Genomic DNA, 23,362 nt, shown 5'->3' on the forward strand with positions numbered 1-23,362 from the left:
ACGAGGACGTACTCCATGAGGAGAGTGCACCGGGCAAGGGCGCCCCGCAGTTCCTGCCCGCTGCCTGGCAAACGAGTCGACAGCCACCCGGGCTGATCACTGATTCGGTGCGGCATGGCCGACCGAGGAACTGGAGAGAGCACATGATGAAAAAGGGCACCGTCGCCCGCTGCGCCGTCGGAATCGTGGGCGGGCTCATGCTCGCTGGCGTCGGCACCGCGGCTTTTGCCGAGTTCCCCAACGCGGATGATGCAGGAGCGGTCGACGTCACCGTCGACATCGCGCCCACGCAGAGCGGGGCGCTCAGTCTCACCGTCGCGGGAACGCAGACCACGCTGACAGAGAACGGCACCACCGCATCCTTCCGTCAGTTCACGGGAGCGCTGCCGAACGTGACGGTCACCGACACCCGGACCGACGTTCCGGCCGGTGTCTTCTGGTACGTCACCGGTCAGGCCAGCGATTTCGTCGGCACCGCGGGGCAGCCGAACATCACGCCGGATCACCTCGGCTGGACGCCGCAGGTGCTGACGCCCAACAACGGCGAGGTGAGCGAGGGCGATGCCGTCGGCACGTCGATCGACGGCGGTGCGAACGGCGTGGGTCTGGTGTCCCAGGAGCTTCTCGCGCTGTCGCTCGACTCCGCGGACGCTCAGGCCACGTCCGGACAGTGGACCGCGAACGCCGACCTCGTGTTGAAAACGCCGGTGACGGTGGCTCCCGGCTCCTACACGTCGACGCTGACGCTGTCACTGTTCGAAGACGCCTACTGATCCCGCCCGCTCTCGACCCTCGGTGACATCCATGACTCCCCTCCGCACCGCAACACGCGCGTCGATGGTCGCGATGTTCGCGACCGCCCTCGCCATCGTGAGCGGCCTGTTCGGTTCCGTCCCCGCCGCCCACGCCGATGACGCACCGGACGCCGCGGTGTCGTGGTCGGTATCGCCGGCGGACGAGACCGGTGAGGACGGTCGGCACGCGATCGAGAACGAGGTGGATCCGGGGGAGAGCGTGCAGGAGCACATCATCGTGCGCAATCTCGGTGCCGAGGATGTGGTGTTCGCCCTGTCGGCGGCTGACGGCTTCTATACCGAGGCCGGCCGATTCGACATGCTGCCGTCCGGACGGGAATCCACGGATGCCGGCGCGTGGATCACGATCGGCGACGACGTGACCATCCCCGCCGGCGGTGCCGTGGTCGTGCCGTTCACCATTACCGTGCCGAGCAACGCGGAGCCCGGTGATCACGCCGCCGGCGTCGCCGCGTCGGTGCTGTCCGTTCGGGAGACCGGCGCGGACGGCACCGGCGTGGGCGTCGAGAGTCGCGTGGGCGTCAAAGTGATCACGCGGGTGACCGGCGAAATCGTCCCGGCCTTCGCTGTGGGGTCGGTGACCACCGACTATGACCTCTCGTGGAATCCGTTTGAAGCGGGTTCCGCGACAGTCACCTTCGACGTGGAAAACACCGGAAACGCGCGCTTGGATGCGGCGGGGGAGGTTCGACTCGGCGGCGCGATCGTGCCGTTCCCCGCGGAGGGAACGCGTCCGCAGGTCCTGCTTCCGGGGGAGAAGCGCTCCTTCACCGTGACGGTGCCGGATGTCTGGCCCCTGTTCGCGGCCACCGGAGAGCTGGCGGTCGACCCGACCGCGGCAACGTCCGATGGCAGCGAGCTCGCGGTGACGGGCTCCCGCCTGTCGCTGTTCACGTGGGCGATCCCGTGGCCGCACCTGGCGCTGCTGGTGGGAATCGTGCTCATCGTCCTGGCGCTGCGCGGCAGCCGGGTGCGCTCTCGCCGCCGGATGAACGCCGCGATCTCCGAAGCGGAGGCTCGTGGCCGCGATCAGGCGCTCATCGGAGCGGGACAGGAGCGAGTCGCCGGATGATCACCTTGTTCGAACTCATCGATGACATCGACGGGGTGAGTCGCCACACGGACGGAGTCCGCGTGCACGTGGAGATCCTGCCTCTCGTCCCCTCATCGCCGGGCGGTGGGCTTCCGGTGACCGGGGCGGAGAGTCCGCTGCTGCTGGTCGCGGCCGCGGTCGGGCTGGTCCTCCTCGGGACCGTCGTGGCACTGCGTCGTCGCCGTTCCACCTGACAGAGCGGAGTTCACGACGCGCGCCGGTGTGATTGCGACCAGGACGGCGTTCTCGGTAACATTTCCGCGGACGAGCCCGATGGAGGTACCGATGGCCAGCCTCGGATCGGAGAAGCCCGGCATTCGTGACGTGGCTGATCTCGCCGGCGTCTCGCACATGACCGTCTCCCGGGTGCTGAACGATCACCCCAACATCCGGGCGGATACGCGCCGTCGTGTGCTGGAGGCGATCGAAGAGCTCGATTACCGTCCGAACCTCGTCGCGCGAGCGCTGGCGACGCAGCGGACGCAGCGCATCGGCGTCATCATCGAGTCGGCCGTCTCGTTCGGCCCCACCAGCGTGCTGCGCGCCATCGAGGCGGCGGCGCGGACGTCGGGGTACTCGGTGACCGCCGTGGCGCTGCACGAGGGCGACACCATGACGCCGCAGGACGCGGTCGACAACCTGGTCGCGCAGGGCGTGGATGCGCTGTGCGTGATCGCCCCGCGATCGTCGTCCGTGGCCGCGCTGCGACGCCTCACGCTCAAGGTGCCGCTGCTGGTGGTGAAGGCCGACGCAGACCCCACGTTCCTGACGGTGTCGATCGACCAGCAGGCCGGAGCGGCGCTGGTGGTCGACCACCTCGTCGCCCTCGGACACCGCGACATCCTGCACGTGGCGGGGCCGCTGGACTGGCTGGATGCTCGTGCGCGTGAGCGGGCGTTCCACGCCCGCGCGAAGTCCTGGGGGATCCGCGAGCGGCCGATCGTCGTGGGGGACTGGACGGCGGACTTCGCCTACGACTTCGCGCGCGGTCTGAACCGGCTGCCCGACTACACCGCCGTCTTCGTGGCGAACGACGACATGGCGATCGGCCTCATCCACGGACTGCACGATCGCGGCTTCGACGTGCCGAACGATCTCAGCGTGGTGGGCTTTGACGACGTGCCGCTCGCGCGTCACTTCCTTCCGCCCCTCACCACGGTTCGCCAGGACTTCGCCGCGCTGGGAGGCGCCGTCGTCGAGATGCTGCGTGCCGCGCTGGAGGATCGGGAGCTGCCGAAGCTCACCCGGATTCCGACCGAGCTCGTCACGCGAGCCTCCAGCGGTCCACCGCGGGAGGTGCGCTGATGGTCACGCCGATCGTCGAGCTCTCCGGCATCCGCGTCGAGTTCCCCGATGCCCTCGCGCTGGATGACGTCGATTTCCGACTGTTCCCCGGCGAGGTCCACGCGCTCATGGGGGAGAACGGTGCGGGAAAGTCGACTCTCATCGGAGTCCTCACCGGAACCTGCGCACCGGTGGCTGGTCGCGTCGTGGTCGCGGGGAAGGAGCGCCGGTTCTCCGGCGTGGCCGATGCCCGCGCCGCAGGCATCGCGACCGTCTTCCAGGAGACCCAGCTCGGGCCGACGCTGAGCGTTGCGGAGAACGTCATGCTCGGGCGCGAGCGCCGGGGCACTTGGGGCATCGACTGGCGCCGCACGCGGCAGGATGCGGCGCACGCGCTGGCCCGGCTCGGACTCGACGACATGGACCCGCGTACGCCGATGACGCTGCTGTCTCCGGCGCAGAAGCAGCTGGTCGCCCTGGCCCGGTCCGTCGTCGACGACCCCCGCATCCTCGTGCTCGATGAGCCGACGTCCAGTCTCGATCAGGCCGAGGTGGACGTCCTCATGCGCGTGATCCGCGGGCTGCGGGACCGCGGGGTCGCGATCCTGTTCGTGTCGCACTTCCTGGAGCAGGCCTTCGCCATCAGTGATCGGATGACGGTGCTGCGTGGCGGTCGCCGCGTCGCCGAGACACCCACGCGGGAGCTGGAACGCGCCGACCTGATCTCCCAGATGCTGGGCAAGGACCTCGAAGCCCTCCGGACGCTGGGCTCTGAGCGCAAGGCGCATCACTACGCCGCCGACGGCGAACCGGCGCTGCGCGCAACAGGCCTCGGGCGACGCGGCGAGCTCGATCCCACCAACATCGACGTGCACCGCGGCGAGATCGTGGGCCTCGCCGGACTGCGTGGTTCGGGACGCACGGAGCTGGCCTCGCTGCTCAGCGGGGCGATCCGCGCGGACAGCGGGGAGACCGAGATCGACGGCCGGCGTGTGCGGCTGCGCGGTCCGTCGACCGCCCTGCGCCGGCGCGTCAGCATGACGGTGGAGAACCGGCGCGTCGACGGCATCATCGGCGATCTGACGGCGCGCGAGAACATCGTGCTGTCGCTCCAGGCGCTGCGCGGATGGACGCGTCCCCTCTCGGCGCCGGAGATCGCGGCGCTCGCCGACACCTATGTGGAGACTCTGCACCTGGATCCGGCTGACCTGGCGCGACCGGCCAAACATCTCTCCGGAGGAACGCAGCAGAAGCTGCTGCTGGCTCGTGCACTCGCGACGCGGCCCCACGTGCTGATCCTCGACGAGCCAACGCGCGGCATCGACATCGCGGCGAAGCTGGACATCCAGCGGCGCGTGAGCCAGCTCGCGGGAGAGGGCGTCGGCGTGGTGTTCATCTCCTCGGAGCTGGAGGAGGTCGTCCGTCTCAGCGACCGGATCGTCGTCCTCAAAGACCGCGACAAGATCGGGGAGGTGAGCAACGGCCCCGGCGTGACACTCGACAGCATCGTGGAGATGATCGCCGCAGAGCTCGATTCCCGAGACGCCTGATAAGTGTCCGGTAACACGGTCGAATTGACGACTTCTCGTTTGTGCTTGTGTTCCGTGAATTGTTCCCGGTAACATCAACGCACGACGCACCAACGTCGACCCGCAATCACACCGGACCATGTCGGTCCTGCCCGGGAATCGACCCGGCATCTCGAGGAGGAGATCTCAATGACTGCAATGAAGCGCATTCGTACCGTTCTGGGGCTCGCCACTGTCGGCGCCCTGGCCTTCGGCCTGGCGGCCTGCTCTGGTGGCGCCAGCGCGGAAGGCGGCGAGAGCTCGGGCGGCTCGGGTGACGTGACCACGATCGGATTCGTGGCGGTCGGCCCTGAGGGCGCTTGGCGCGAGGCGAACGAGCGCAACATCCAGGACACGTTCACCGAGGAGGCGGGCTTCAACCTGAAGTACGCTCCGGCCACGAACCTGGACCAGAAGTCGCAGATCGACGCGTTCACGTCGTTCGTCGACGAGGACGTGGACGTCATCCTCCTCTCGGCCACCGAGGCCAGCGGCTGGGCGGACTCGCTGAAGCTCGCGCAGGAGGCGGAGATCCCCGTGATCCTGCTCGACCGCGGCATCGAACCCGACGACACCAGCCTCTACGTGACCCGCATCGCCCCCGACAACGTCGAGGTGGCGAAGGAAGTGGGCGAGTGGGCGGCATCGGCGTTCCCTGACGGCGGCAACTATGTCGTGCTGGAGGGCCCCGCCGGCGTTGGCGTCGTCAACGAGCGCAACAAGGGCTTCGACGAGGGCCTGGGCAGCTCGAAGCTGACCAAGGTGGACGCGCAGACCGCGAACTGGTCGGCCGAAGAGGGTAAGAGCGTCTTCGAGACCATGCTCAAGGCCAACAACAACAACATCCAGTTCGTGTTCGCCCAGAACGACGAGATGGGTCTCGGCGCGGCGCAGGCGGCGGAGGAGGCCGGCCTCAAGATCGGCACCGATGTCAAGATCGCCACGATCGACGGCACCAAGAACGCCATGCAGGCGCTCGCCGACGGTCAGCTGAGCTACGTGCACGAGTACAACCCGCTGTTCGGTGAGACCGCGCTGGACGTGGTGAAGAAGACCCTCGCGGGCGAGAAGGTCGACTCGTACATCATCGTTCCGAGCGAGGCCTTCGACTCGGCAGACGCTGCCAAGGCTGTCCTGGCGGACCGCAAGTACTGAGCAGTGTTCTCGGGCCCGGGCGTGTCGTCACGTCCGGGCCCGCAACAGACGGAGAGAAAACGATGACCGAAGAACTGCCCATCGTCGAGATGCGGGGGATCACGATCGAGTTCCCCGGTGTCAAAGCACTGGATGGTGTCGACTTCCGGCTCTTCCCGGGCGAGGTGCACGCGCTCATGGGCGAGAACGGCGCCGGGAAGTCGACGCTCATCAAGGCGCTCACCGGCGTCTACCGCATCGATTCCGGATCGATCGCCGTGATGGGCCAGAAGCGCACCTTCACTGGAACGGGTGATGCGCAGGAGTCCGGCATCTCCACCGTGTACCAGGAGGTGAACCTGGCCCCCAATCTCTCCATCGGGGAGAACGTGATGCTGGGGCACGAGGTGCGGGGGCCCTTCGGAGTGAACTGGCGAGCGACGCATCGTGCCGCCACCGACGCCCTCACCCGTCTCGGACTCGGTCACCTCGACACCCACAAGCCGCTGTCCACCCTCTCGATCGCCCTGCAGCAGCTGGTCGCCATCAGCCGTGCCATGGCGATCAAGGCGAAGGTGCTGATCCTGGACGAGCCGACGTCGAGCCTGGACGCCGCCGAGGTCGACGGCCTGTTCCGGGTCATGCGCGCCCTGCGTGATCAGGGCGTCGCGATCCTCTTCGTCTCCCACTTCCTGGACCAGATCTACGCGATCAGCGACCGTCTCACCGTGCTGCGCAACGGCCGGTATGAGGGCGAGTACCTCACGCGTGAGCTGGACCGCCATGCCTTGATCTCGAAGATGATCGGCAAGGATCTCGACGCGCTTGCCTCGCTCGGGGGAAATCGCCGCACAACGCCGCGCGATCCGAACGAGCCCGCGTTCCTGGAGGCCGTGGGCATCTCGCGCACCGGTGCCATCTCGGCCACCGACCTCGACATCCGCCCCGGTGAGGTGGTCGGCTTCGCCGGTCTCCTCGGCTCGGGACGGACGGAACTCGCCAGGCTGCTCTACGGTGCGGATCGCACCGAATCCGGCCAGATCTCGGTGAAGGGCGGCAACGCTGACCTGACCTCTCCCGCCGCGGCGCTGGCCCAGCGCATCGCCTTCTCCACGGAGAACCGCCGCGATGAGGGGATCATCGGGGACCTCACCATCCGCGAGAACATGATCCTGGCCGTCCAAGCCAAGCGCGGATGGGCACGTCCCATGCCGCGCAAGGAGCAGGACGCGATCGTCGAGAAGTACATCGCTGCGCTGAACGTTCGGCCTGCCGACCCCGAGCGCATGATCAAGAACCTCTCCGGCGGTAATCAGCAGAAGGTGCTGCTTGGGCGGTGGCTGGCGACCGAGCCGGAACTGCTGATCCTCGACGAGCCCACGCGCGGAATCGACGTGGGAGCGAAGGCCGAGATCCAGGAGGCTGTGGCCGAACTCGCCGACCAGGGCGTGGCCGTGGTCTTCGTGTCCTCCGAGCTGGAGGAGGTCGTGCGACTGTCCGAGCGCATCGTCGTGCTCAAGGACCACAGCAAGATCGGCGAGATCCTGAACGGGCCTGACGTCACGGCGCAGGAGATCGTGGATGTCATCGCCGCGCACGGCACGCAAGCCGCAGCCGAGACACTGGAGGACGAGCTCTCGGTACTCTCCACTGAGGCCGCGTCCGAGACTCTCAAGGAGGAGATCCGATGAGCGCACCCGACAGCACGCCGCTGTGGCGCACGCTGATCCACAAGCCGTTCTTCTGGGGCATCGTCGCGATCATTGCGCTGCTCCTCATGAATGTGATCAAGGACCCCACTTATCTGGCGATCTCGATCAACGCCAACAACGGCAACCTCGTGGGCAACCTGATCGACATCCTGCGCCAGGCCGCCCCGGTCATGATGATCGCGATCGGAATGTCGCTGGTCATCGCGACCGGAGGCATCGACCTGTCGGTCGGCTCCCTGATGGCCGTGGCCGGTGCCGTGTCCATGGAGTTCCTCGCCGCCGCAGGGGACTCCGCCTCGGTGGGCGCTGCGCTCGCTGCCGTCGGGCTCGCCCTCCTGTTCACCGCCATCCTCGGTGCCGTGAACGGCGTGCTCGTCGCCTACGTCGGACTGCAGCCGTTCATCGCCACCCTCGTGCTGATGCTCGCGGGGCGTGGCGTGGCCAAGGTGATCACCGGCGGCCAGAACACCGCTGCATCGAATCAGCCCTTCCGATGGATCGCGAACGGCTATCTCATCGGTGTACCGGTGGTGTTCATCCTCGCCGTGCTCATCGTGGTCGCCGTCGCGTGGGTGGTGCGCCGCAGCGCGCTGGGACTCATGATCGAAGCCATCGGCATCAACCCCAAGGCCAGCAGGATGGCGGGCATCAAGCCCAAGGGCCTGCTTCTCACCGCATATGTCCTGAGCGGCATCCTCGCCGGCATCGCCGGCGTGATGTCGGTGGGCAGTGTCATGACGGTCGACATCTCGCGGACCGGCTACCAGCTCGAGCTGGATGCCATCCTCGCCGTCGTCATCGGCGGTGCCTCTCTCGCGGGTGGCAAGTTCTCGCTCAGCGGAGCGTTCGTCGGCGCGCTGCTCATCGCGACGCTCGACAAGACGGTGCTGTTCCTCGGCATCTCCTCCTCGGCGACGCCGGCCTTCAAAGCCATCGTGATCGTCGCCATCTGCCTGCTGCAATCCGAACGGGTGCGCGGCTGGTTCCAACGACGACGGCGTGAGCTGACCCCCGCCGCACCCGTCGAGATCACGAAAGTGGAGGTAGCGGCATGAGCGCGATCGCAGCCGCCCCTGTCCGAACCGCACCGATCAGCTTCGTGGACCGGGTTCGCCGCCTGGTCTCCTCGAACCCGTCGGTGGTACCGACGATCGCATCCGTGGTGATCTTCGTCGGCATGATCATCTATGGCGAAGTCGCCTACGGCCGCATCGTGCAGGCGAGCACGCTGTCGAACCTGCTGATCAACAACGCGCATGTCATCGTGCTGGCCGTGGGGATGACCTTCGTCATCATCACCGGCGGCATCGACCTCTCCGTGGGATCCGTGATCGCACTGTCGTCGGTCGCCGGTGTGATGCTGTCCAACGCCGGGTGGAACCCCATCCTCGTGGTCGTGCTGATGATCGGCATCGGCGCGCTGTCCGGACTGGTGTCGGGCGTGCTGATCCGCTTCTTCAACGTGCAGCCGTTCATCGCGACGCTGGCGATGATGTTCCTCGGGCGGGGCCTCGCCTCGCTGCTGAGCACGAAGCCGGAGCAGCTGGCGGACGACTCCGCCATCCGTCTGCTGTCCACGAAGATCAAGGTCATCGACGGTCCGAAGGTGAATGACCTTGTGATCACCCCCGCGGTGATCATCGCGATCGTCGTCGTGCTCGCCGCCTTCTTCGTCCTGCACCGCACGCGCACGGGGCGCACGGTCTACGCGATCGGCGGGTCGGAGAACTCGGCCCTCCTGATGGGCCTGGCCGTGCACCGCACGAAGGTCCTTGTGTACGTGATCAGCGGCGCGCTCGCGGGCCTCGCGGCCGTGCTCTACACGTCCCGACTCGGCACGGCGCAGAACATCACCGGTATCGGCTGGGAGCTGGATGCGATCGCCGCGGCCGTCATCGGCGGCACCGTTCTCACCGGTGCGTACGGCTACGTCCTCGGTTCGGTGGTCGGCGCGCTCGTGCTGGGACTGATGACCGTGCTGATCACCCGCGACGGTGGTATCCCGCCGGAGATGACAACGATCATCACGGGCGGAATCCTCCTCGTTTTCGTCCTTCTCCAGCGCGCGGTCACGCGGCGGCGAGAATGACAAACGGGCCGGGCGGCTTCGCCCGGCCCGTTCTTCGTCCGCACTCGTCTCTCGCAGGAGCATCATGACCGACATCCAGCCCCGATCGGGCGCACAGATCGCCCTCGCCGGGCACGGCTACACCGCCACGATCGCGAGCATCGGCGCGACGCTTCGTGAGTTGCGATTCGAGGGACGTGAGCTGGTGGCATCCTTCGACGCCGACGAGGTCCGTCCCGTGAGCCGCGGGGTCACGCTGGCACCGTGGCCGAACCGCATCGCGGACGGGCGATACCGCTTCGCCGGTGAGGAGCACCAGCTGCCGCTGACGGAGCCGGCTCGGCAGAACGCCCTGCACGGTCTGGCCTGCTGGCTCGACTTCACCGCGGTGGAGACAGCACCGGAGCGGGTGCTGCTGACCGCCACCATCGAGCCGCAGGCGGGGTATCCGTTCCGCGTCGCGGTCGACGTGGAGTACGCGCTTACGCCACAGGGACTGGTGCAGACGGTGACCGGCCGCAATGTCGGCGCCGATGCGGCGCCGTGGGGCACCTCGGCGCATCCGTATCTGCTTGGTGGCGACGGGCGGGTGGACGACTGGACGCTGACGCTTCCCGCGGCGCAGGTGCTGCAGGTGACCGAGGACCGACTGCTGCCCCTCGAGGTGGCGGATGTGAGCCGCCATCCGGATCTCGACTTCCGCGAGCCGCGCGCCATCGCGGACACGTTCATCGATCACGCCTACACGGGATTGCCGAGCGGCACCGTCACCGTCGCGGTGACAGGGCCGGACGGGCACGGTACGGCGATGTCGTGGGACGACACCTGCCGCTGGGTGCAGATCCACACGGCTGACACCCCGGGTGCGGAGCGCACGCATCGCGCGGGGCTGGCCGTGGAGCCGATGACCTGCCCGCCGGATGCGTTCAACTCCGGGACCGATCTCATCGTGCTGGAGCCCGGCGACAGTCACCGGGCCAGGTGGACGATCTTCGCCTTCTGACGGCGTGACGGCGACCTCGGCGCGGAACGGCCCGGCGCGGGTCAAAGCGGGTCAGAGCGGGTCGGGGACGGGGGCGGGGTCGCGGAAGTCGCCGGCGGACTTGCGTAGGCGCGCCACGATGCTCACGAGCTCCGTGACGTCGGCATCGTCGAGGCCGATGTTCTCGAACACCTCGTTGAGAGCCACCGTGGCGCCGTCCACCAGAGCGCGTCCCTCGTCGGTGAGTTCCAGCACGGCCGCGCGCCCATCGATCGGGTGGGGGAGGCGGCGCAGCAGACCGGCCTTGTTGAGTCGGTCCACGGTGTTCGTGACGCTCGTCGGGTGCACCTGAAGTCGGGCGGTGGCGCTGGCCATCGGCATGCGCCCCTCGCGGGTGAACGCCAGCAGGCGCAGCATCTCGTACCGCGCGAACGACAGATCGAATGGCTTCAGCGCCGCCTCCACGCGGGCGAGCATGAGCTGCTGTGCGCGCATGAGGCTGGTCACGGCGGTCATTCCTGCAGCGGCATCCGTCCAACCGTGCGCGAGCCACTGGCGCTTCGCCTCGGCGATCGGATCCACCGCGAGCGGTCGGTTGTTGGCCATGGTCCCTCCTGCCGTCCCACGCTACCTGTCCGCGTATGGCGCTTCGGGCATCGCCACCCCAGAATCCTGCGTATGTATACATTCGCGGGGTGCACGAATGCTCGCACGGAATTCACCCGCCCGAATGGGTACATACCCGCCGTTCGACATAGACTCGACGGAGAACGGGAGGAGCGTCGATGAAGATCATCGTCCTGGTGAAGGAGGTCCCCGACACGTACGGGGATCGCAAGCTGAGTCTGCAGACGGGTCTTGCCGATCGCGGTGCGGGCGAAGTGGTTCTCGACGAGATCGGTGAGCGCGCTGTCGAGGTGGCGCTACGGCACGCCGACTCCGCCGCGGACACCACCGTCACGGTGCTGTCGATGGGGCCCGAGAGCGCGGCCGCCACGGTCCGCAAGGGTCTGCAGATGGGAGCAACCGACGCGATCCACGTGGTGGACGAGCAGCTCATCGGTGCCGACCTCACCCTCACCGCCGAGGTGCTCGCCGCCGCCATTCGACGCGCCGGATTCGATCTCGTCATCGCCGGCAACCTGTCCACCGACGGGACAGGCGGCATGATCCCCGCGATGCTCGGCGAACTGCTCGAGGTTCCCGCGCTCACCGCCCTGGCCTCCGTGACCATCGACGGTGGCACCGTCTCCGGCGCTCGCGGCATCGACGGCGGTGTGCAGCAGGTGACGGCGCCTCTTCCCGCTGTGATCTCCATCACCGAGGCGCTGCCCGACGCCCGCATGCCCAACTTCAAGGGCATCATGGCCGCGAAGAAGAAGCCGTTCGAGACCCTCTCGCTCGCCGACCTCGGCATCACGGTGGATCCGGCCTCGCAGGCCCGCTCGATCATGGTGTCGGTGGCCGAGAAGCCCGCGCGTCAGGCGGGTATCAAGATCGTCGATGAGGGTGACGCGGGCACGAAGCTCGCCGAGTTCCTCGTTCAGAACCGTTTGGTGTGAGGGGCAGGAACATGACCGACTTCGCTGCAGATTCCATCCTCGTCGCCCTCGAAGCCACGCCCACGGGCGCCCTCGGCCCGGCGGCTCCCGGGCTCCTGGGCGCCGCCGCGCAGGCCGGCACTCCCATCGCGCTGGTGATCGCCGCCCCGGGTACGGGTGACGCCGCTGCTGCGGCTGCTGCGGAGGTGGGAGCCACGCGCGTGCTGATCGCCGAACTCTCCGACACCACCGCTCTCGGCATCCCCGCGGCCGATGCACTGGTCGCCGCAGCGGCTCTGGTGCGACCGGACGCGGTGCTGGTCAACAACTCCGTGGACGGTCGCGATCTCGCGGCACGCTTCGCCATCCGCACCGGAGCCGTGCTCGCGGCGGATGCGGTGGGTGTCCGTCGTGATGAGGAGGGGGTCGTCGCCGATCACTCCGTCTACGGTGGTGCGTTCAACGCGGTATCCGCCCCGACCTTCGGACCGCTCGTGGTCACCCTGCGCGCCGGGTCCGTCGATGCGCGGCTGGCTGCCCAGCCGCTGGCAGCTGAGAGGCTCGAGGTCGCACCGTCGGGTCGCCCCGCGGGAACCATCACCGCTTTCGATGAGGAGACGGCAACGTCGTCCCGCCCGGATCTGCGTGGCGCGGCTCGTGTCGTCTCCGGTGGTCGTGGTCTCGGCTCGGAGGAGAACTTCGCGCTGGTCGATCGCCTCGCCGATGCCCTCGGAGCTGCCGTGGGTGCCTCGCGCGCGGCCGTCGACGCCGGCTACATCCCCTACGCGCACCAGGTGGGGCAGACCGGCGTCTCGGTCTCTCCGCAGCTGTATGTCGCTCTCGGCATCTCCGGCGCGATCCAGCACCGCGCGGGAATGCAGACTGCGAAGACCATCGTCGCGATCAACAAGGACGCCGACGCCCCGATCTTCGACATCGCGGACTTCGGTGTGGTGGGCGACCTCTTCACGGTGGTCCCGCAGCTCATCGAGGCCCTCGAAGCACGAAAGTAGGACGCATGGCGACGTACGGCACGACGGTACGCCGCGGACTCCCGCGGCGAGCGGGTGGCGACGCCTGGCCCGCGGAAGCGACGGTGGCGGACGGGGTTCTCGATGCCGCACTCGCGCCTCGCGCGGACGAGGTTTCCGAGGCAGTCGCGGTCAGCGGCGACGCTGGAATTGTCGTCGGCGTCGTGCCAGAGGCGGGGAGCACGGCCGGCGTAGCTGATGTCGCTTCGCCGCTACCGCACGGCGACACCGCAGGAGCCGCGCCCGTTGAGTCAGCTGTGCCGGGATCGGCTGTGTCGCGTGCCGTGCCAGCTGGGACGCAGCCAGGGTTTCCCGCTCGCATCCGACAGGGGCTCCCGCGCACAGCCGCGGGCGAACCATGGCCGCCCGCCGATGTGGTCGCAACCGTCGCAGCGGCGGCCGCCGCTGAATCCTCAAGCACGCCTGGCTCCACGGACACGTCCGTCACGTCTGCTGCCTCGAACCCCGCCGCAGCCCCGGCCGCAGCAGGTCGGAGCGTCGCAGTGCGTCGCGGACTGCCGCGCACAGCGGACGGTGAGCCGTGGCCGCAGGTCACCGCTGCCACGGTGTCTGCTGCAGCGCCCGGGTCCACCTCGGTGCCGGACGCCGCGTCGACGACCGCTGACGTTGCGACGCCGGCGGCGGCGACAGTGCCAGCCGCAGCGCCCGCCGGGGCCGCGGCGGCTGCGTCCGCCTTCATGGGCCAGGATCTGCGTCGCGGACTACCACGTACCGAGGAGGGCGAGCCCTGGCCGCCCGCGGGCGTGGTCGTGGCCGTTGTACCTGTGGCCGCTCCTGTCGTGGCCGAGACGCCCGCTCCGACCACGGCACCGGTAGCGTCCGCGTCGGCCACGGCTGCCGCGTCCGTACCTGCCGCCGTGACATCGGCTCCGGTCGCCTCCGCGACCGCTCCCAGCACGGCCGTGGCGGAGATTCGACCGCCGCTGCCGTTCCCACGCACGGTCCGCCCCGGCCAGTATGCGTTCGCGCACCCGGAGAAGGCCGAACCGCGTCGCATCGGCGCGTTCACGCGCGCGCAGTGGGCGGGAATCGTGATCGTCGGCGGCGGTGCGCTTCTGGCGCTGGCCTACTTCGCGGTGTTCGTCACACGCTTCCTGGTGTCGCTGGACCCCATCGCCGACTTCCTGCAGACGTACCCGGGAGAGTACGACCTGCCCGAAGGCGCGACTCCCGGCTTCCCCGCGTGGGCGCAGTGGCAGCACTTCTTCAACATCTTCCTGATGGTGCTGATCATCCGGTCCGGCCTCGGCGTTCGTCGCGAGCGTCGGCCCGACGCCTTCTGGCGGGCGCGCTGGTCGAAAGATGCCAAGCAGAAGATCAGTCTGACGCTGTGGTTCCACCAGTCGCTCGACATCCTGTGGCTGGTGAACGGCCTGGTCTTCGTCGTGCTGCTGTTCGCCTCCGGACACTGGATGCGCATCGTGCCCACCAGCTGGGAGGTGTTCCCGAACGCGCTGTCGGCGGGGATCCAGTACGTGTCGCTGGACTGGCCGACCGAGCACGGCTGGGTGAACTACAACAGCCTGCAGCAGATCATGTACTTCCTCACCGTGTTCGTGGCCGCCCCGCTGGCGGCGATCACCGGTGTGCGCATGAGCGGCATCTGGCCGAAGAACGCGAAGGCGCTGAACAAGGCCTACCCGGTGGAGATCGCCCGCGCGATCCACTTCCCGGTGATGCTGTACTTCGTGATCTTCATCGTGATCCACGTGGTGCTCGTGTTCGCGACCGGTGCGCTGCGCAACCTGAACCACATGTTCGGCGGCACCGACGAGGTGAACTGGAACGGGTTCTGGATCTTCTTCGCCGGCATGGTCGTGATCGTCGGTGCGGTGGCCGCATCGCGGACGATCGTGCTTGCCCCGATCGCGAAGCTGTTCGGCACCGTCACTCAGCGCTGAGACCAGCGGTAGCGTGGTCTCACGTCCGGCTGATGCGTCCGCCGAAGCGAGCGCTTTGTGAGACCAGCGGCACCGGTGGTCTCACAATCTGCGGCGGGGTGCGGGGAGATCCGCAGAATCTGAGACCACGCGGCAGCAAGACGTCGACAAGTCGTCTCGCTCAGCAACCGGGGCGGGGTGAGGCGCTCACGCGGCGGTGGGCACCCGGCGTCTCACCGGCCCTGGCCCGCGGCGAGGCCGGCGGCGTAGGCCTCCGCAGAGCCGAGGTGGAACATGTCGCGCTCGGCGGGGCGGACGATGCTGCGGGCGCCGGGCAGATCCAGCTCGCCGACGAGGTCCGCACGGCCCCGCACGACGGCCACCGGACGTCGTCCGGCCTTCCCCTTCACCAGGTCCGCGGTGGCGCAGAGCTCGTCCGCCACACAGGGCATCGTGACCACCAGCGGTCGGCCTTCGGCATCGACACCGCCGCGCATGTCCTCGAACACGCGCACGCCGCCGGCACCGATGGCGTGATCGGTCTGACCCTCACGCCAGGCGCGGCCCAGGGTGTCGGAGACGAGGACGCCGACGTATGCACCCGTCCGCTCGCGCAGGCCCGCGGCGATCGCGCGCGCCGAGCGGTCGGGGTCTTCGGGAAGCAGCAGCACCGTGCCGTGCGGCGTGTTGGACGCGTCCACTCCCGCCGCCGCCGACACGATGCCCAGACGGTTCTCCACGATGCGCGTGGTGTGCCCGGTGGGCGATGTACGTGAGGCGACCACCCGCACCGTCTCGGCCGTGATCGCGTCCTCACGATCGTCGGCACGGACGAAGCGGTTCTCGGCCTTGGAGACGATCTTGGACGTCACCACGACGATGTCGCCGTTGCGGAGATCGTCGCCGACCGCGGCACGGATCACCTCGACGAGATCCGTGCCCGCGATGATCTCACCGATCCCGTCCGGTGCCCATGCCTGGAGCACGTCAGCGGACGAAGCGCACCTCGGTGATGGTCTCGCCGAGGAAGGGCTCCTCCTGCGAGGCGCCATCGAGGGCGAGCCCGTTGCGCTGATAGAAGCGGTGCGCGCGGGGGTTGTCCTCTGCCACCCAGAGGTAGACCGCCTCATCCTTCCCGACCACGGCGTCGAACAGCTTCTGCCCGGTGCCGGTGCCCTGGTAGGCGGCGAGGAGATAGATGAAGATCAGCTCGCGTTCGGCAGGAGCCTCGGCGTCACGCGCGGGGCCGGATCCGGCGAAGCCGACGATCTCGCTGCCGTCGAGGGCGACGTAGCAGCGGAATTCGGGACCCTGGGCCGCCCAGCCGGTCCAGAGTTCCGCGAGGCGCTTGGTCGAGATGTTCTCGAGAGTGGCCTTGCTGATGAGGTGGTCGTAGGTCTCGTGCCAGCAGGTCGCGTGGACGCGGCCGAGGGTTTCGGCATCGCTTACGCGAACCGGACGGACAACGGTGTCGGTGTGGAGCTCAGCTGCCATGGCGAGACTCTAACCCGCAACTGCGCCGGGGAGAAATCCGCCCGTCATGCGCATGCATCGCGCACGCCCCGTGCCCCGCCGCCCAGCCGGGACGGGTAGCATCGCGGATCGTGAACCTCATCTGGCGGACCCTCATCACCATGCTCCGCGCGCGGCTCTCGCTGCGCCGCGGCAACGCTCTCGGGCCTCGGGACGTGTCCACTGTTCGCGTCACGACGCTGCCGACGGATCTGGATCTGCTCCGCCACATGAACAACGGTCGCTACCTCTCGCTGATGGATCTCGGTCGCTGGGATCTGCTGGTGCGTACGGGCCTCATGGACGCGATGAAGGAACACGGCTGGTACGCCGTGGTGTCCGCGGAGACCATCACCTTCCGCAAGTCCCTCACCCTCGGGCAGCGATTCGACATCGAGTCGCGCCTGCTCGGTCACGATGATCGCGCCATCTTCCTCGAGCACCGCGTGGTGGTGAAGGGGGAGATCTACGCCCGCGCGATCGTGGGCGCGCGGATGGTCCGGCGTTCTGGCGGCACCGTGCCGCACGAGGAGCTGTTTGCGGCGATCGGACGACCCGAGGGCCTGCCGGACATCGCGGAGTGGATCGAGGACTGGATGCGCGAGTCGCGCCTGCCGTCGACACGACGGCCCGCTCCCAGTACGTGGTCGTGACTTCGCGCCGGTAACCTCACGGATATGAGGTCTTTCATTGCCGTGTTCGGCCGAGTGCTGTGGCAGCACTGGCCCGTGATGATGGCCTGGTACGTCGGTGGCCGCGTGGTGCACGACGGCTGGATCCAGTTCGCCGGCTGGGTGGCCGGGTACAACACCGTGGCCGGGTACGCCATGATGCCCATCGCGATGATCGCCAATCTGGTTGGCTTCGTGGGCATGTTCCTCGTGGTTCGGGACGCGCTCCCGACGCTCACCGGTGTTGCTCCGCAACCGGTGGATCCCGCCGAACGGCGTCGGTCGTTCCGTGAGGCGCTGTTCGCGGGCATGCTGCCTTACTTCGCGTTCTACGCGACGGCACGCTTCCTCAACGCCGACATGATCGCCTTCCTGCAGGTGGCGGAGGAGGTGAAGCGCGGCCGCATCGACGTGCTCATCACCCAGGGAGCGGAGAACATCACTCAGGTGGTCGCCGGTTCGGGCGATGTCGCCTTCGTCAACCCGTTCACGCTCGCCGCCGTGCTGCTCGCCTACGGCCTTCGGCTGCTCTGGAAGCGCCACGCGGAGCGCGTTCCGCGCTGGCTGACACCCGCGGGGGTCTACGTCGAAGCGGTGTGGGTGATCGGATTGGTCGTGGTGATCGGCATCCTCGTCGATGAGGTCATGGCCTGGGTCAACGGTCGAGTGGCGGCCGTCTGGGCGCAGGACATCGGCGACTGGTTTGCCATGCACCTCTCTTTCGTGGCGGTGTTGTGGGAAGGGTTTGGCACCTTCACCACACAGGTGGCGGACGTCGTGCTGCTGCCGATCTCCTGGCTGACGATCGCGGGTGTGATCTATGGACAGGCGATCGTGGCGGAGGCACCGAAACTGCGTGTGAAGGCGCTGGTGCGTGCGCGTCGGATCACGCAGCGGATAAAGGAGCCCGTGCGCCGCCGGATTGCAGACCTGTTCGAGCCCATAACGTCGCGCGTGACCCCGATCTGGTCGGCACTGGTGATGATGCTGCGTGCCGGCCCCGTGTTCGTTGGCGGGTTCGTGCTCGCCTATGCGCTCTGGCGCTGGGGGAGCGAGTGGTTGCAGATCGTTGTCCCTCGGCTGTTCGGGGCGCACGACCAGCTGTACTGGACGATGTTCGGCGCGGCCATCCTGTTCATCGCGCCCGTCCTGTGTGAGCCGATCCGCATCGCGTTGGTGAGCGCGGGGTACGACACCGCGCTGTCAGCCCTCCGCGAGCGTCGGGGCGATGGTGAAACGGCCGACACGGACGACCAGGTCCTCGTAGTCGTTGACGACCATGTCGAGGGTGAAGGGACCGGGGGCGTCCTGCGGTAGGGCGAAGGCGGTGATGAGCCGATAATCCTCGCCCTGCCTGCCGAACTCACAGGTTGCCGGACTGTCCTCCGGTGCATCCCACGCGAGCAGGGGAATCGCGCTCAACCAGGTGCGTCGCTGCCCGTCCACCTCGGTGAGGCGAAGCGTGCAGTTCGGTGGAGCGTTCTCGACCTGCACGGTCACCCACATCGACTGCGACCCCGGTGGAGGATTCAAGAACGCCACGACGTCGTCGGGGAAGAACTGACTGACGACGGGACCGATGGAGCTCTCGCCCACCGTCACCGTTTCCTCGGCCGAATCCGCTGTGTGAAACTCGACAGCGCCTTCGGCCTGGACCTCGGGCAGCACGTCGACGACGGTGAACATGCCGGCGGCCGCGATCAATCCCAGGATGAGTGCGCCGAGCGGACGTCGATTTCGCCCCCACCAGGAGTCCGTGCCGCCCGCGCTCATGGTGCCGCCACCGTCGGTGCGTCGAAGGCCAGATCCTGCTGGATCGCGATCCCGCCCAGGTCCACGTCCAGTTGGGCCTGATCATCGGCCCACACACCGGACTCGGACGCCTCCCGGCGGGAGAGGAGGATCGTCGCCTCACCCAGCGGCGCGTCCGGCGGCACCTGGAAGAGGATCGAACCGCTCACCACGAGGCCCGTGCGCGGGGCGGCGCGGTCGAGACGGTCCTCCGACGGGATGAGATCGGACGCCGTGACGAGCGTGTCGTTCAGCTGCATCGTTGCGCCGCCGAGAGGATTGTTCAGGTCGCTGTCGCGGGAGAGGACGGACACCTCCAGCACGACCCAGCGCCCTCCCAGCGCCGTTCCACCGGGGGGTTCCAGTCCATCGGTCACACGGATGTCCGTCACCGTGACCGTCATACCGCTGACATCGACGCTCTCGCCGAGAGCGGCGGGAACGGGTATCGGATCCGCGGTGTGCTCCCGATGGTCGGGGGTTGCCGAGATCACCGCCCACGCGGCGACGGCGAGCCCCACGCCCAGCACCCACCGCCCGGCCGCGTTCACAGCGTCTCCGCAAGCCGCAGCGGAACCGTCAGCTGTGCCGCCTCGGTGGTGCGCCGGGAGACCTTCTCGGCACGGCTTTCCGTCACGCCCGATCCGGGGGCCAGGTCCCGGTTCCACACCACGATCTCGGCGCTGCCACTGGTGAAGGTCTTCGCGAACTTGTAGTCGACGCTGACGCGATAGAGGATGCCCGGTTGGAGTGTGGACGCGTAGGTGACCACATCTTCGAACCGCACCTCTCCCAGCTGTGCGCTGGCGGCGAAGAGCGGGTTGGCCCAGTCCCGATCAGCATCAGTGATGGACCCGGTATCGACCGCCGCGCTCTCATCGGGGCGGATCAGCACGTCGACAGCCGAGTCCAGATCGGCGGCGGCACGCGAGCGGGCGGCGAAGACTGACGTGACCACCGGGGGCTGGTTGTTCTGCGTGATGCGAAGCGGGAGATCACCCGTGACCAGGACGTCGAACGTCAGCCGGACGAACGTCGTGTCCGGTATCAGTTCGTTCGCCGGCAGGATCTCCGCGTCGATCGGGGTGAGCGTGAGGCCCGGGGTCTCGATGACGTCACCGAGGCCCACCATGGGCGTGCGATCGGGGGCATCGGCCAGACCACCGAATGCGGCGGTGGCCAGCAGCACCACGGCGGCACCTGCCGTAGTGAGCCACTTCGTGGGCACCTTCTCGGCCGCGGTTCGCACCCATACGGATCCGCGCGCGGTACGCCGGTTCGCGCGCGCGGGAGCGGGTGGGACGGTCACGATACCAGCCTAGAGCGCGTGCTCCGCATCGCCGCGAACGAGGGCACGAGAACGCACGGCTCACTCCAGCAGCGAATCACTGCGATCGGCCAGACGCCGCAGCTCCCCCCGCGTGACGTTGAGCTTGCGCATCGCGCGATACAGGTGCGACTCCACGGTGCGCACCGACACGAACAGCCGACGCGCGATCTCGCGGTTGCGCAGCCCCTCGGCGGCGAGTCGTGCGATCTCGCGCTCGCGGAGAGTCAGCGGTTCCGATGCATCTTCCTGCGCGCGCAGCGACGTCCGGGTCGCTCGCTGCATGGCCCGCAGCTCGCGCTCGCGCACGGCGTCGCCCGCCACGAGTGGTGCCAGGGCATCCAGCATCCGCTCCGCCAGCTCGGGAGCACCCTGATCGAGGAAAGCCTGGGCCGCGGCAGCCAGTGTGCTCGGGTCGGAGCCGGACAGCCCCGCAACACCCAGCTGGAGGGCGCGAGGACCCGTGCCGTCAGGGAGGTCGTGGGAAGCCGCGGTGCGCACGTGCTCGGCGACGGCGGTGCCATCCACACACGCGAGGAGCGTGGCCGTCAGCTCACCGAGTACCGTGTCGGCAACCCCCGGCTTTCCCATCGCCAGCCGCAGTTCCTCGACGCCCTCCGGCAGCGACCGAGAGAGCATCCACATCAGCGCGACGCCGGAGCGCACGAAACGTCCGCTGGCGATGCCGAGCGGGGGCAGATCGCCGTCCTCGATCTCCGCCAGCACCCAGGCGGTGAGGTCCGTGTGCCGCTCCTGACGGAGGTGACGCAGCAGACCCGCCATCTCCGCTTCGTCGCGACGCGTGATCGCGCCGACGAACTGGGCGACGGTGGTGCGCACGACCGCCGCCGTATCGGTGAGCCGGAGGGCGCGATGCGCGAGGGCCTCGATCACGGCGTTCGCCTCCGAGGGTGGTCGGATGCCCACGGAGGCGCAGGCGAGCGCGCCCGTGAGCAGCGCATCCAGCGCCTGACGCCGGGCGAGGTCCCCACCCAGGCCCGGCAGCACGGTGGCAGCCTGGGCGGCCGCGGCGAGACGTCGACAGCGCGATTCGACCAGGGCCGGATGGAGGCGGCACGCGGCCACCGCCACGAGAACGAGATGGGCGCGCATGGTCGCGATAGGGCCGGCATGCTCATCGCGGAGCACTTCTTCTGCTCCGGTGGCCGCGTCATCGAGACGACCCTCGTCCAACAGAGCGGCGGCATGAATCGTGCGGGCGAGTGCTCGGGCGTATCCGCGTTCGGGGTCTGCCAGCGATTCAGCGACGCGCAGGCAGATGGCTTCGGCACCCGGGACGGATCCGGTGAGGGGGAGCTGCAGACACTGCAGCCAGGCCCAGTTCCAGCTCCCAGTGAGACCGTCGGCCCGCTCGGGATCATCGGTGAAGTGGGTGGCGTACGAGGTCAGGGCGTCGGGGACTCCCTGCGCGACGATGAGGGCGGTGGCATCCGGTGCGTCACCGAGCAGCGTCAGCAGCCGACGTCCCAGGGCTGCCGCCTCGTCGATGTCACCGCGACGACGCGCCAACCACATCGCCACGCGCAGGACCGCGCGGTGCGCGCTTTCCGGCACCGCGGCGCGGAGCACGGCGTCGGCGGCAAGAGCGTTGGCGGCGAGATCGAGTTCGGTCTCCAGGCACCTGGCGGAGATGCGTACGGAGGTGCAGATGTCGGCGATCACGCTGCGCGTCAGGGGCTGCACATCCGGGCCGTCCAGGAGCTGCAGTGCCGCGCGCAACGGCGGGGGAACGCACAGCAGCCCGTTGTGCTCCGAGATCACGCTGGTCTCCAGCAGCAGCCCGAGTTCCGTCGCGTTGAAGGTTCGGGCGAGTCGATCCATACCGACTCCCACGAGAGGAACCAGTTGCGCGGCCAGTCGCTGGAGCGCTGCGGGGAGCGTCGCGATGATGTCCGCGGCGGCGATGACCGTGCGGCGGGAGAGTCGGCTCAGCACACCCTCGGTCACCGGCGCCTCTTCCACGTCGTGCGCCAGCGCCGTGGCGAGCGCCGGAAAGCCTCCGCTCGTGACCCAGATCCAGTCCCGCTCCGCCGTGCTCAGGAATCGCGTCAGCGTGCCGTCGCCGTGCAGTTCCTCGAGGAGGATCTGGTTCTGGTCGCGGGTCAGCGGTGCCAGCGTGATGATCACGGCATCGCGTGCGAGATCCGCGACCCCGCGGCTCTGCTGCGGTGCGAAGGGGCGCGGCGGCCGCCGCGTGGCCAGCAGGCGCGCGCCCTGAGCCTGGCCAGCGCGCACTGCGCCGATCTCGGTGGTGGACAGCCGGTCCAGATCATCGATGATGATCGTCCGTGGGAGGTCCGGGGACACCGTGGCGGTTGCAGCGGTCGCGACGAGCCAGCCGAGGGCGCGGGCGCGCTCGGCTGCGGCGCGTCGCATCGCGTGCGCGCCCATTCCGGCTTCGCCCTCGCAGACGACGTCCCGGCCGTCTGACACCAGCGCAAGGGCGGCATCGAGTTCGGGCAGGCGACCGCCGCTGGGAGCTGTCGCCGGTGTCGCGGGCGGGACCGGAGGGTGCGGTTGCGTCGGGATCGGGGAGCGGCGCGGGCCGGGTACAGCAGAAGAATGATCGTGAACAAGCATCATCGGTCGATTCTCGGGGGGCATCGACGTGGACGAAGGAAAAGTACCGGACCAGGCTTCGGGGGGCCTGTTCGCGGCTCGAGCGGGTACTCGACGAGAAATCCTGCTGCAGTCACGCTGCAGTTCATCTGAGCAGGACAGTAGTGAATGCCGACCGCTTACGCTATGGGTTCGGTGGAAACCGGACCATATCGGGTGTTTCCGAACCCTCCTCTGCGTAGTTTGCTCTTGCCGTCTACGTAGTTTTCAGGCCTCTGCGCGGGTCGGTACTCGGCGGATGCGAAGAATCGACACGCCCGCGGCTCCCGGGCCCTGATTCGGCCGCTCGTAG

The 23,362-nt window shown here is 68.4% G+C and carries 22 protein-coding genes; 15 read left to right on the forward strand and 7 right to left on the reverse strand.

Translation table 11 applies throughout. From position 1 onward, the window contains the following. Positions 1-143 precede the first annotated feature (143 nt). The 10 genes from ABTV68_RS02870 (at position 144) to ABTV68_RS02915 (ending at position 10,677) form a co-directional block, all read left to right on the forward strand. On the forward strand, positions 144-773 hold the full coding sequence (locus ABTV68_RS02870) for a hypothetical protein (protein WP_433676115.1): 630 nt from the start codon (positions 144-146) through the stop codon (positions 771-773). 31 nt (positions 774-804) lie between these two features. Beyond that, on the forward strand, positions 805-1,887 hold the full coding sequence (locus ABTV68_RS02875) for a hypothetical protein (RefSeq protein ID WP_433676116.1): 1,083 nt from the start codon (positions 805-807) through the stop codon (positions 1,885-1,887). After that, on the forward strand, positions 1,884-2,102 hold the full coding sequence (locus ABTV68_RS02880; protein ID WP_433676117.1) for an LPXTG cell wall anchor domain-containing protein: 219 nt from the start codon (positions 1,884-1,886) through the stop codon (positions 2,100-2,102). Before ABTV68_RS02875 ends, ABTV68_RS02880 begins: the two co-directional genes overlap by 4 nt. Positions 2,103-2,193: 91 nt before the next feature. Beyond that, positions 2,194-3,213, forward strand: coding sequence for a LacI family DNA-binding transcriptional regulator (locus ABTV68_RS02885; RefSeq protein WP_433676118.1), 1,020 nt, complete (start codon positions 2,194-2,196; stop codon positions 3,211-3,213). Next, positions 3,213-4,742 carry a sugar ABC transporter ATP-binding protein gene (locus tag ABTV68_RS02890; protein WP_433676119.1) on the forward strand — a complete coding sequence of 510 codons (1,530 nt, stop codon included), beginning with the start codon at positions 3,213-3,215 and terminating at the stop codon, positions 4,740-4,742. The genes ABTV68_RS02885 and ABTV68_RS02890 overlap by 1 nt, the downstream gene beginning before the upstream one ends. A 168-nt stretch (positions 4,743-4,910) precedes the next feature. Next, the gene (locus ABTV68_RS02895) at positions 4,911-5,915 is read left to right on the forward strand and encodes a substrate-binding domain-containing protein (protein WP_433676120.1); all 1,005 of its coding nucleotides are present in this window, start codon (positions 4,911-4,913) and stop codon (positions 5,913-5,915) included. Positions 5,916-5,977: 62 nt separating this feature from the next. After that, positions 5,978-7,585 (forward strand): sugar ABC transporter ATP-binding protein, encoded by a 1,608-nt coding sequence (locus tag ABTV68_RS02900; protein ID WP_433676121.1) that lies wholly within the window; start codon positions 5,978-5,980, stop codon positions 7,583-7,585. Next, the gene (locus ABTV68_RS02905; RefSeq protein ID WP_433676122.1) at positions 7,582-8,661 is read left to right on the forward strand and encodes an ABC transporter permease; all 1,080 of its coding nucleotides are present in this window, start codon (positions 7,582-7,584) and stop codon (positions 8,659-8,661) included. The genes ABTV68_RS02900 and ABTV68_RS02905 overlap by 4 nt, the downstream gene beginning before the upstream one ends. Then, complete coding sequence (locus tag ABTV68_RS02910; RefSeq protein ID WP_433676123.1) at positions 8,658-9,695, forward strand: ABC transporter permease; 1,038 nt, start codon at positions 8,658-8,660, stop codon at positions 9,693-9,695. Before ABTV68_RS02905 ends, ABTV68_RS02910 begins: the two co-directional genes overlap by 4 nt. Before the next feature lie 64 nt (positions 9,696-9,759). Continuing rightward, the gene (locus ABTV68_RS02915; protein WP_433676124.1) at positions 9,760-10,677 is read left to right on the forward strand and encodes an aldose 1-epimerase family protein; all 918 of its coding nucleotides are present in this window, start codon (positions 9,760-9,762) and stop codon (positions 10,675-10,677) included. 51 nt (positions 10,678-10,728) lie between these two features. On the opposite strand, the gene ABTV68_RS02920 is transcribed toward ABTV68_RS02915, so the two are convergent. After that, positions 10,729-11,262: a MarR family winged helix-turn-helix transcriptional regulator gene (locus ABTV68_RS02920; RefSeq protein ID WP_433676125.1), complete on the reverse strand. Its 534-nt coding sequence runs from the start codon at positions 11,260-11,262 to the stop codon at positions 10,729-10,731. Positions 11,263-11,441: 179 nt separating this feature from the next. Here ABTV68_RS02920 and ABTV68_RS02925 point away from each other — a divergent pair, with 179 nt between their 5' ends. Genes ABTV68_RS02925 through ABTV68_RS02935 form a run of 3 tightly spaced genes read left to right on the forward strand, consistent with a single transcriptional unit; the run spans position 11,442 to position 15,150 of the window. Continuing rightward, positions 11,442-12,218, forward strand: coding sequence for an electron transfer flavoprotein subunit beta/FixA family protein (locus ABTV68_RS02925; RefSeq protein WP_433676126.1), 777 nt, complete (start codon positions 11,442-11,444; stop codon positions 12,216-12,218). 11 nt (positions 12,219-12,229) lie between these two features. Continuing rightward, the gene (locus ABTV68_RS02930) at positions 12,230-13,210 is read left to right on the forward strand and encodes an electron transfer flavoprotein subunit alpha/FixB family protein (protein ID WP_433676127.1); all 981 of its coding nucleotides are present in this window, start codon (positions 12,230-12,232) and stop codon (positions 13,208-13,210) included. A 5-nt stretch (positions 13,211-13,215) separates the two neighbouring features. Then, the gene (locus tag ABTV68_RS02935) at positions 13,216-15,150 is read left to right on the forward strand and encodes a cytochrome b/b6 domain-containing protein (RefSeq protein ID WP_433676128.1); all 1,935 of its coding nucleotides are present in this window, start codon (positions 13,216-13,218) and stop codon (positions 15,148-15,150) included. Between the two features lie 212 nt (positions 15,151-15,362). Here the strand turns inward: ABTV68_RS02935 and cofE are convergent, their stop codons facing one another. Both cofE and ABTV68_RS02945 read right to left on the reverse strand, forming a co-directional pair. Continuing rightward, positions 15,363-16,115 carry a coenzyme F420-0:L-glutamate ligase gene (gene cofE / locus ABTV68_RS02940; RefSeq protein ID WP_433676129.1) on the reverse strand — a complete coding sequence of 251 codons (753 nt, stop codon included), beginning with the start codon at positions 16,113-16,115 and terminating at the stop codon, positions 15,363-15,365. A gap of 1 nt (position 16,116) precedes the next feature. Beyond that, positions 16,117-16,623 (reverse strand): N-acetyltransferase family protein, encoded by a 507-nt coding sequence (locus tag ABTV68_RS02945; RefSeq protein ID WP_433676130.1) that lies wholly within the window; start codon positions 16,621-16,623, stop codon positions 16,117-16,119. Between the two features lie 110 nt (positions 16,624-16,733). On the opposite strand from ABTV68_RS02945, the gene ABTV68_RS02950 reads away from it, so the two are divergent. Then, a complete protein-coding gene (locus ABTV68_RS02950; protein WP_433676131.1) occupies positions 16,734-17,294 on the forward strand; it encodes an acyl-CoA thioesterase in 561 nt (186 codons plus the stop codon). Between the two features lie 24 nt (positions 17,295-17,318). Next, positions 17,319-18,629: a hypothetical protein gene (locus ABTV68_RS02955; protein WP_433676132.1), complete on the forward strand. Its 1,311-nt coding sequence runs from the start codon at positions 17,319-17,321 to the stop codon at positions 18,627-18,629. On the opposite strand, the gene ABTV68_RS02960 is transcribed toward ABTV68_RS02955, so the two are convergent. From ABTV68_RS02960 to ABTV68_RS02975, 4 genes are read right to left on the reverse strand one after another with little or no spacing between them, the layout of a single operon-like run. Further along, positions 18,516-19,085 (reverse strand): hypothetical protein, encoded by a 570-nt coding sequence (locus tag ABTV68_RS02960; protein ID WP_433676133.1) that lies wholly within the window; start codon positions 19,083-19,085, stop codon positions 18,516-18,518. The two genes, ABTV68_RS02955 and ABTV68_RS02960, sit on opposite strands and share 114 nt — an antisense overlap. Then, positions 19,082-19,654, reverse strand: coding sequence for a hypothetical protein (locus ABTV68_RS02965; RefSeq protein ID WP_433676134.1), 573 nt, complete (start codon positions 19,652-19,654; stop codon positions 19,082-19,084). Before ABTV68_RS02965 ends, ABTV68_RS02960 begins: the two co-directional genes overlap by 4 nt. Continuing rightward, the gene (locus ABTV68_RS02970; RefSeq protein WP_433676135.1) at positions 19,651-20,412 is read right to left on the reverse strand and encodes a hypothetical protein; all 762 of its coding nucleotides are present in this window, start codon (positions 20,410-20,412) and stop codon (positions 19,651-19,653) included. The genes ABTV68_RS02965 and ABTV68_RS02970 overlap by 4 nt, the downstream gene beginning before the upstream one ends. A gap of 60 nt (positions 20,413-20,472) precedes the next feature. Further along, positions 20,473-23,034: a LuxR C-terminal-related transcriptional regulator gene (locus tag ABTV68_RS02975; protein WP_433676136.1), complete on the reverse strand. Its 2,562-nt coding sequence runs from the start codon at positions 23,032-23,034 to the stop codon at positions 20,473-20,475. Positions 23,035-23,362: the final 328 nt, after the last annotated feature.

Source organism: Microbacterium gorillae, assembly GCF_050990725.1.
Taxonomy (GTDB): Bacteria; Actinomycetota; Actinomycetes; order Actinomycetales; family Microbacteriaceae; genus Microbacterium; species Microbacterium gorillae_A.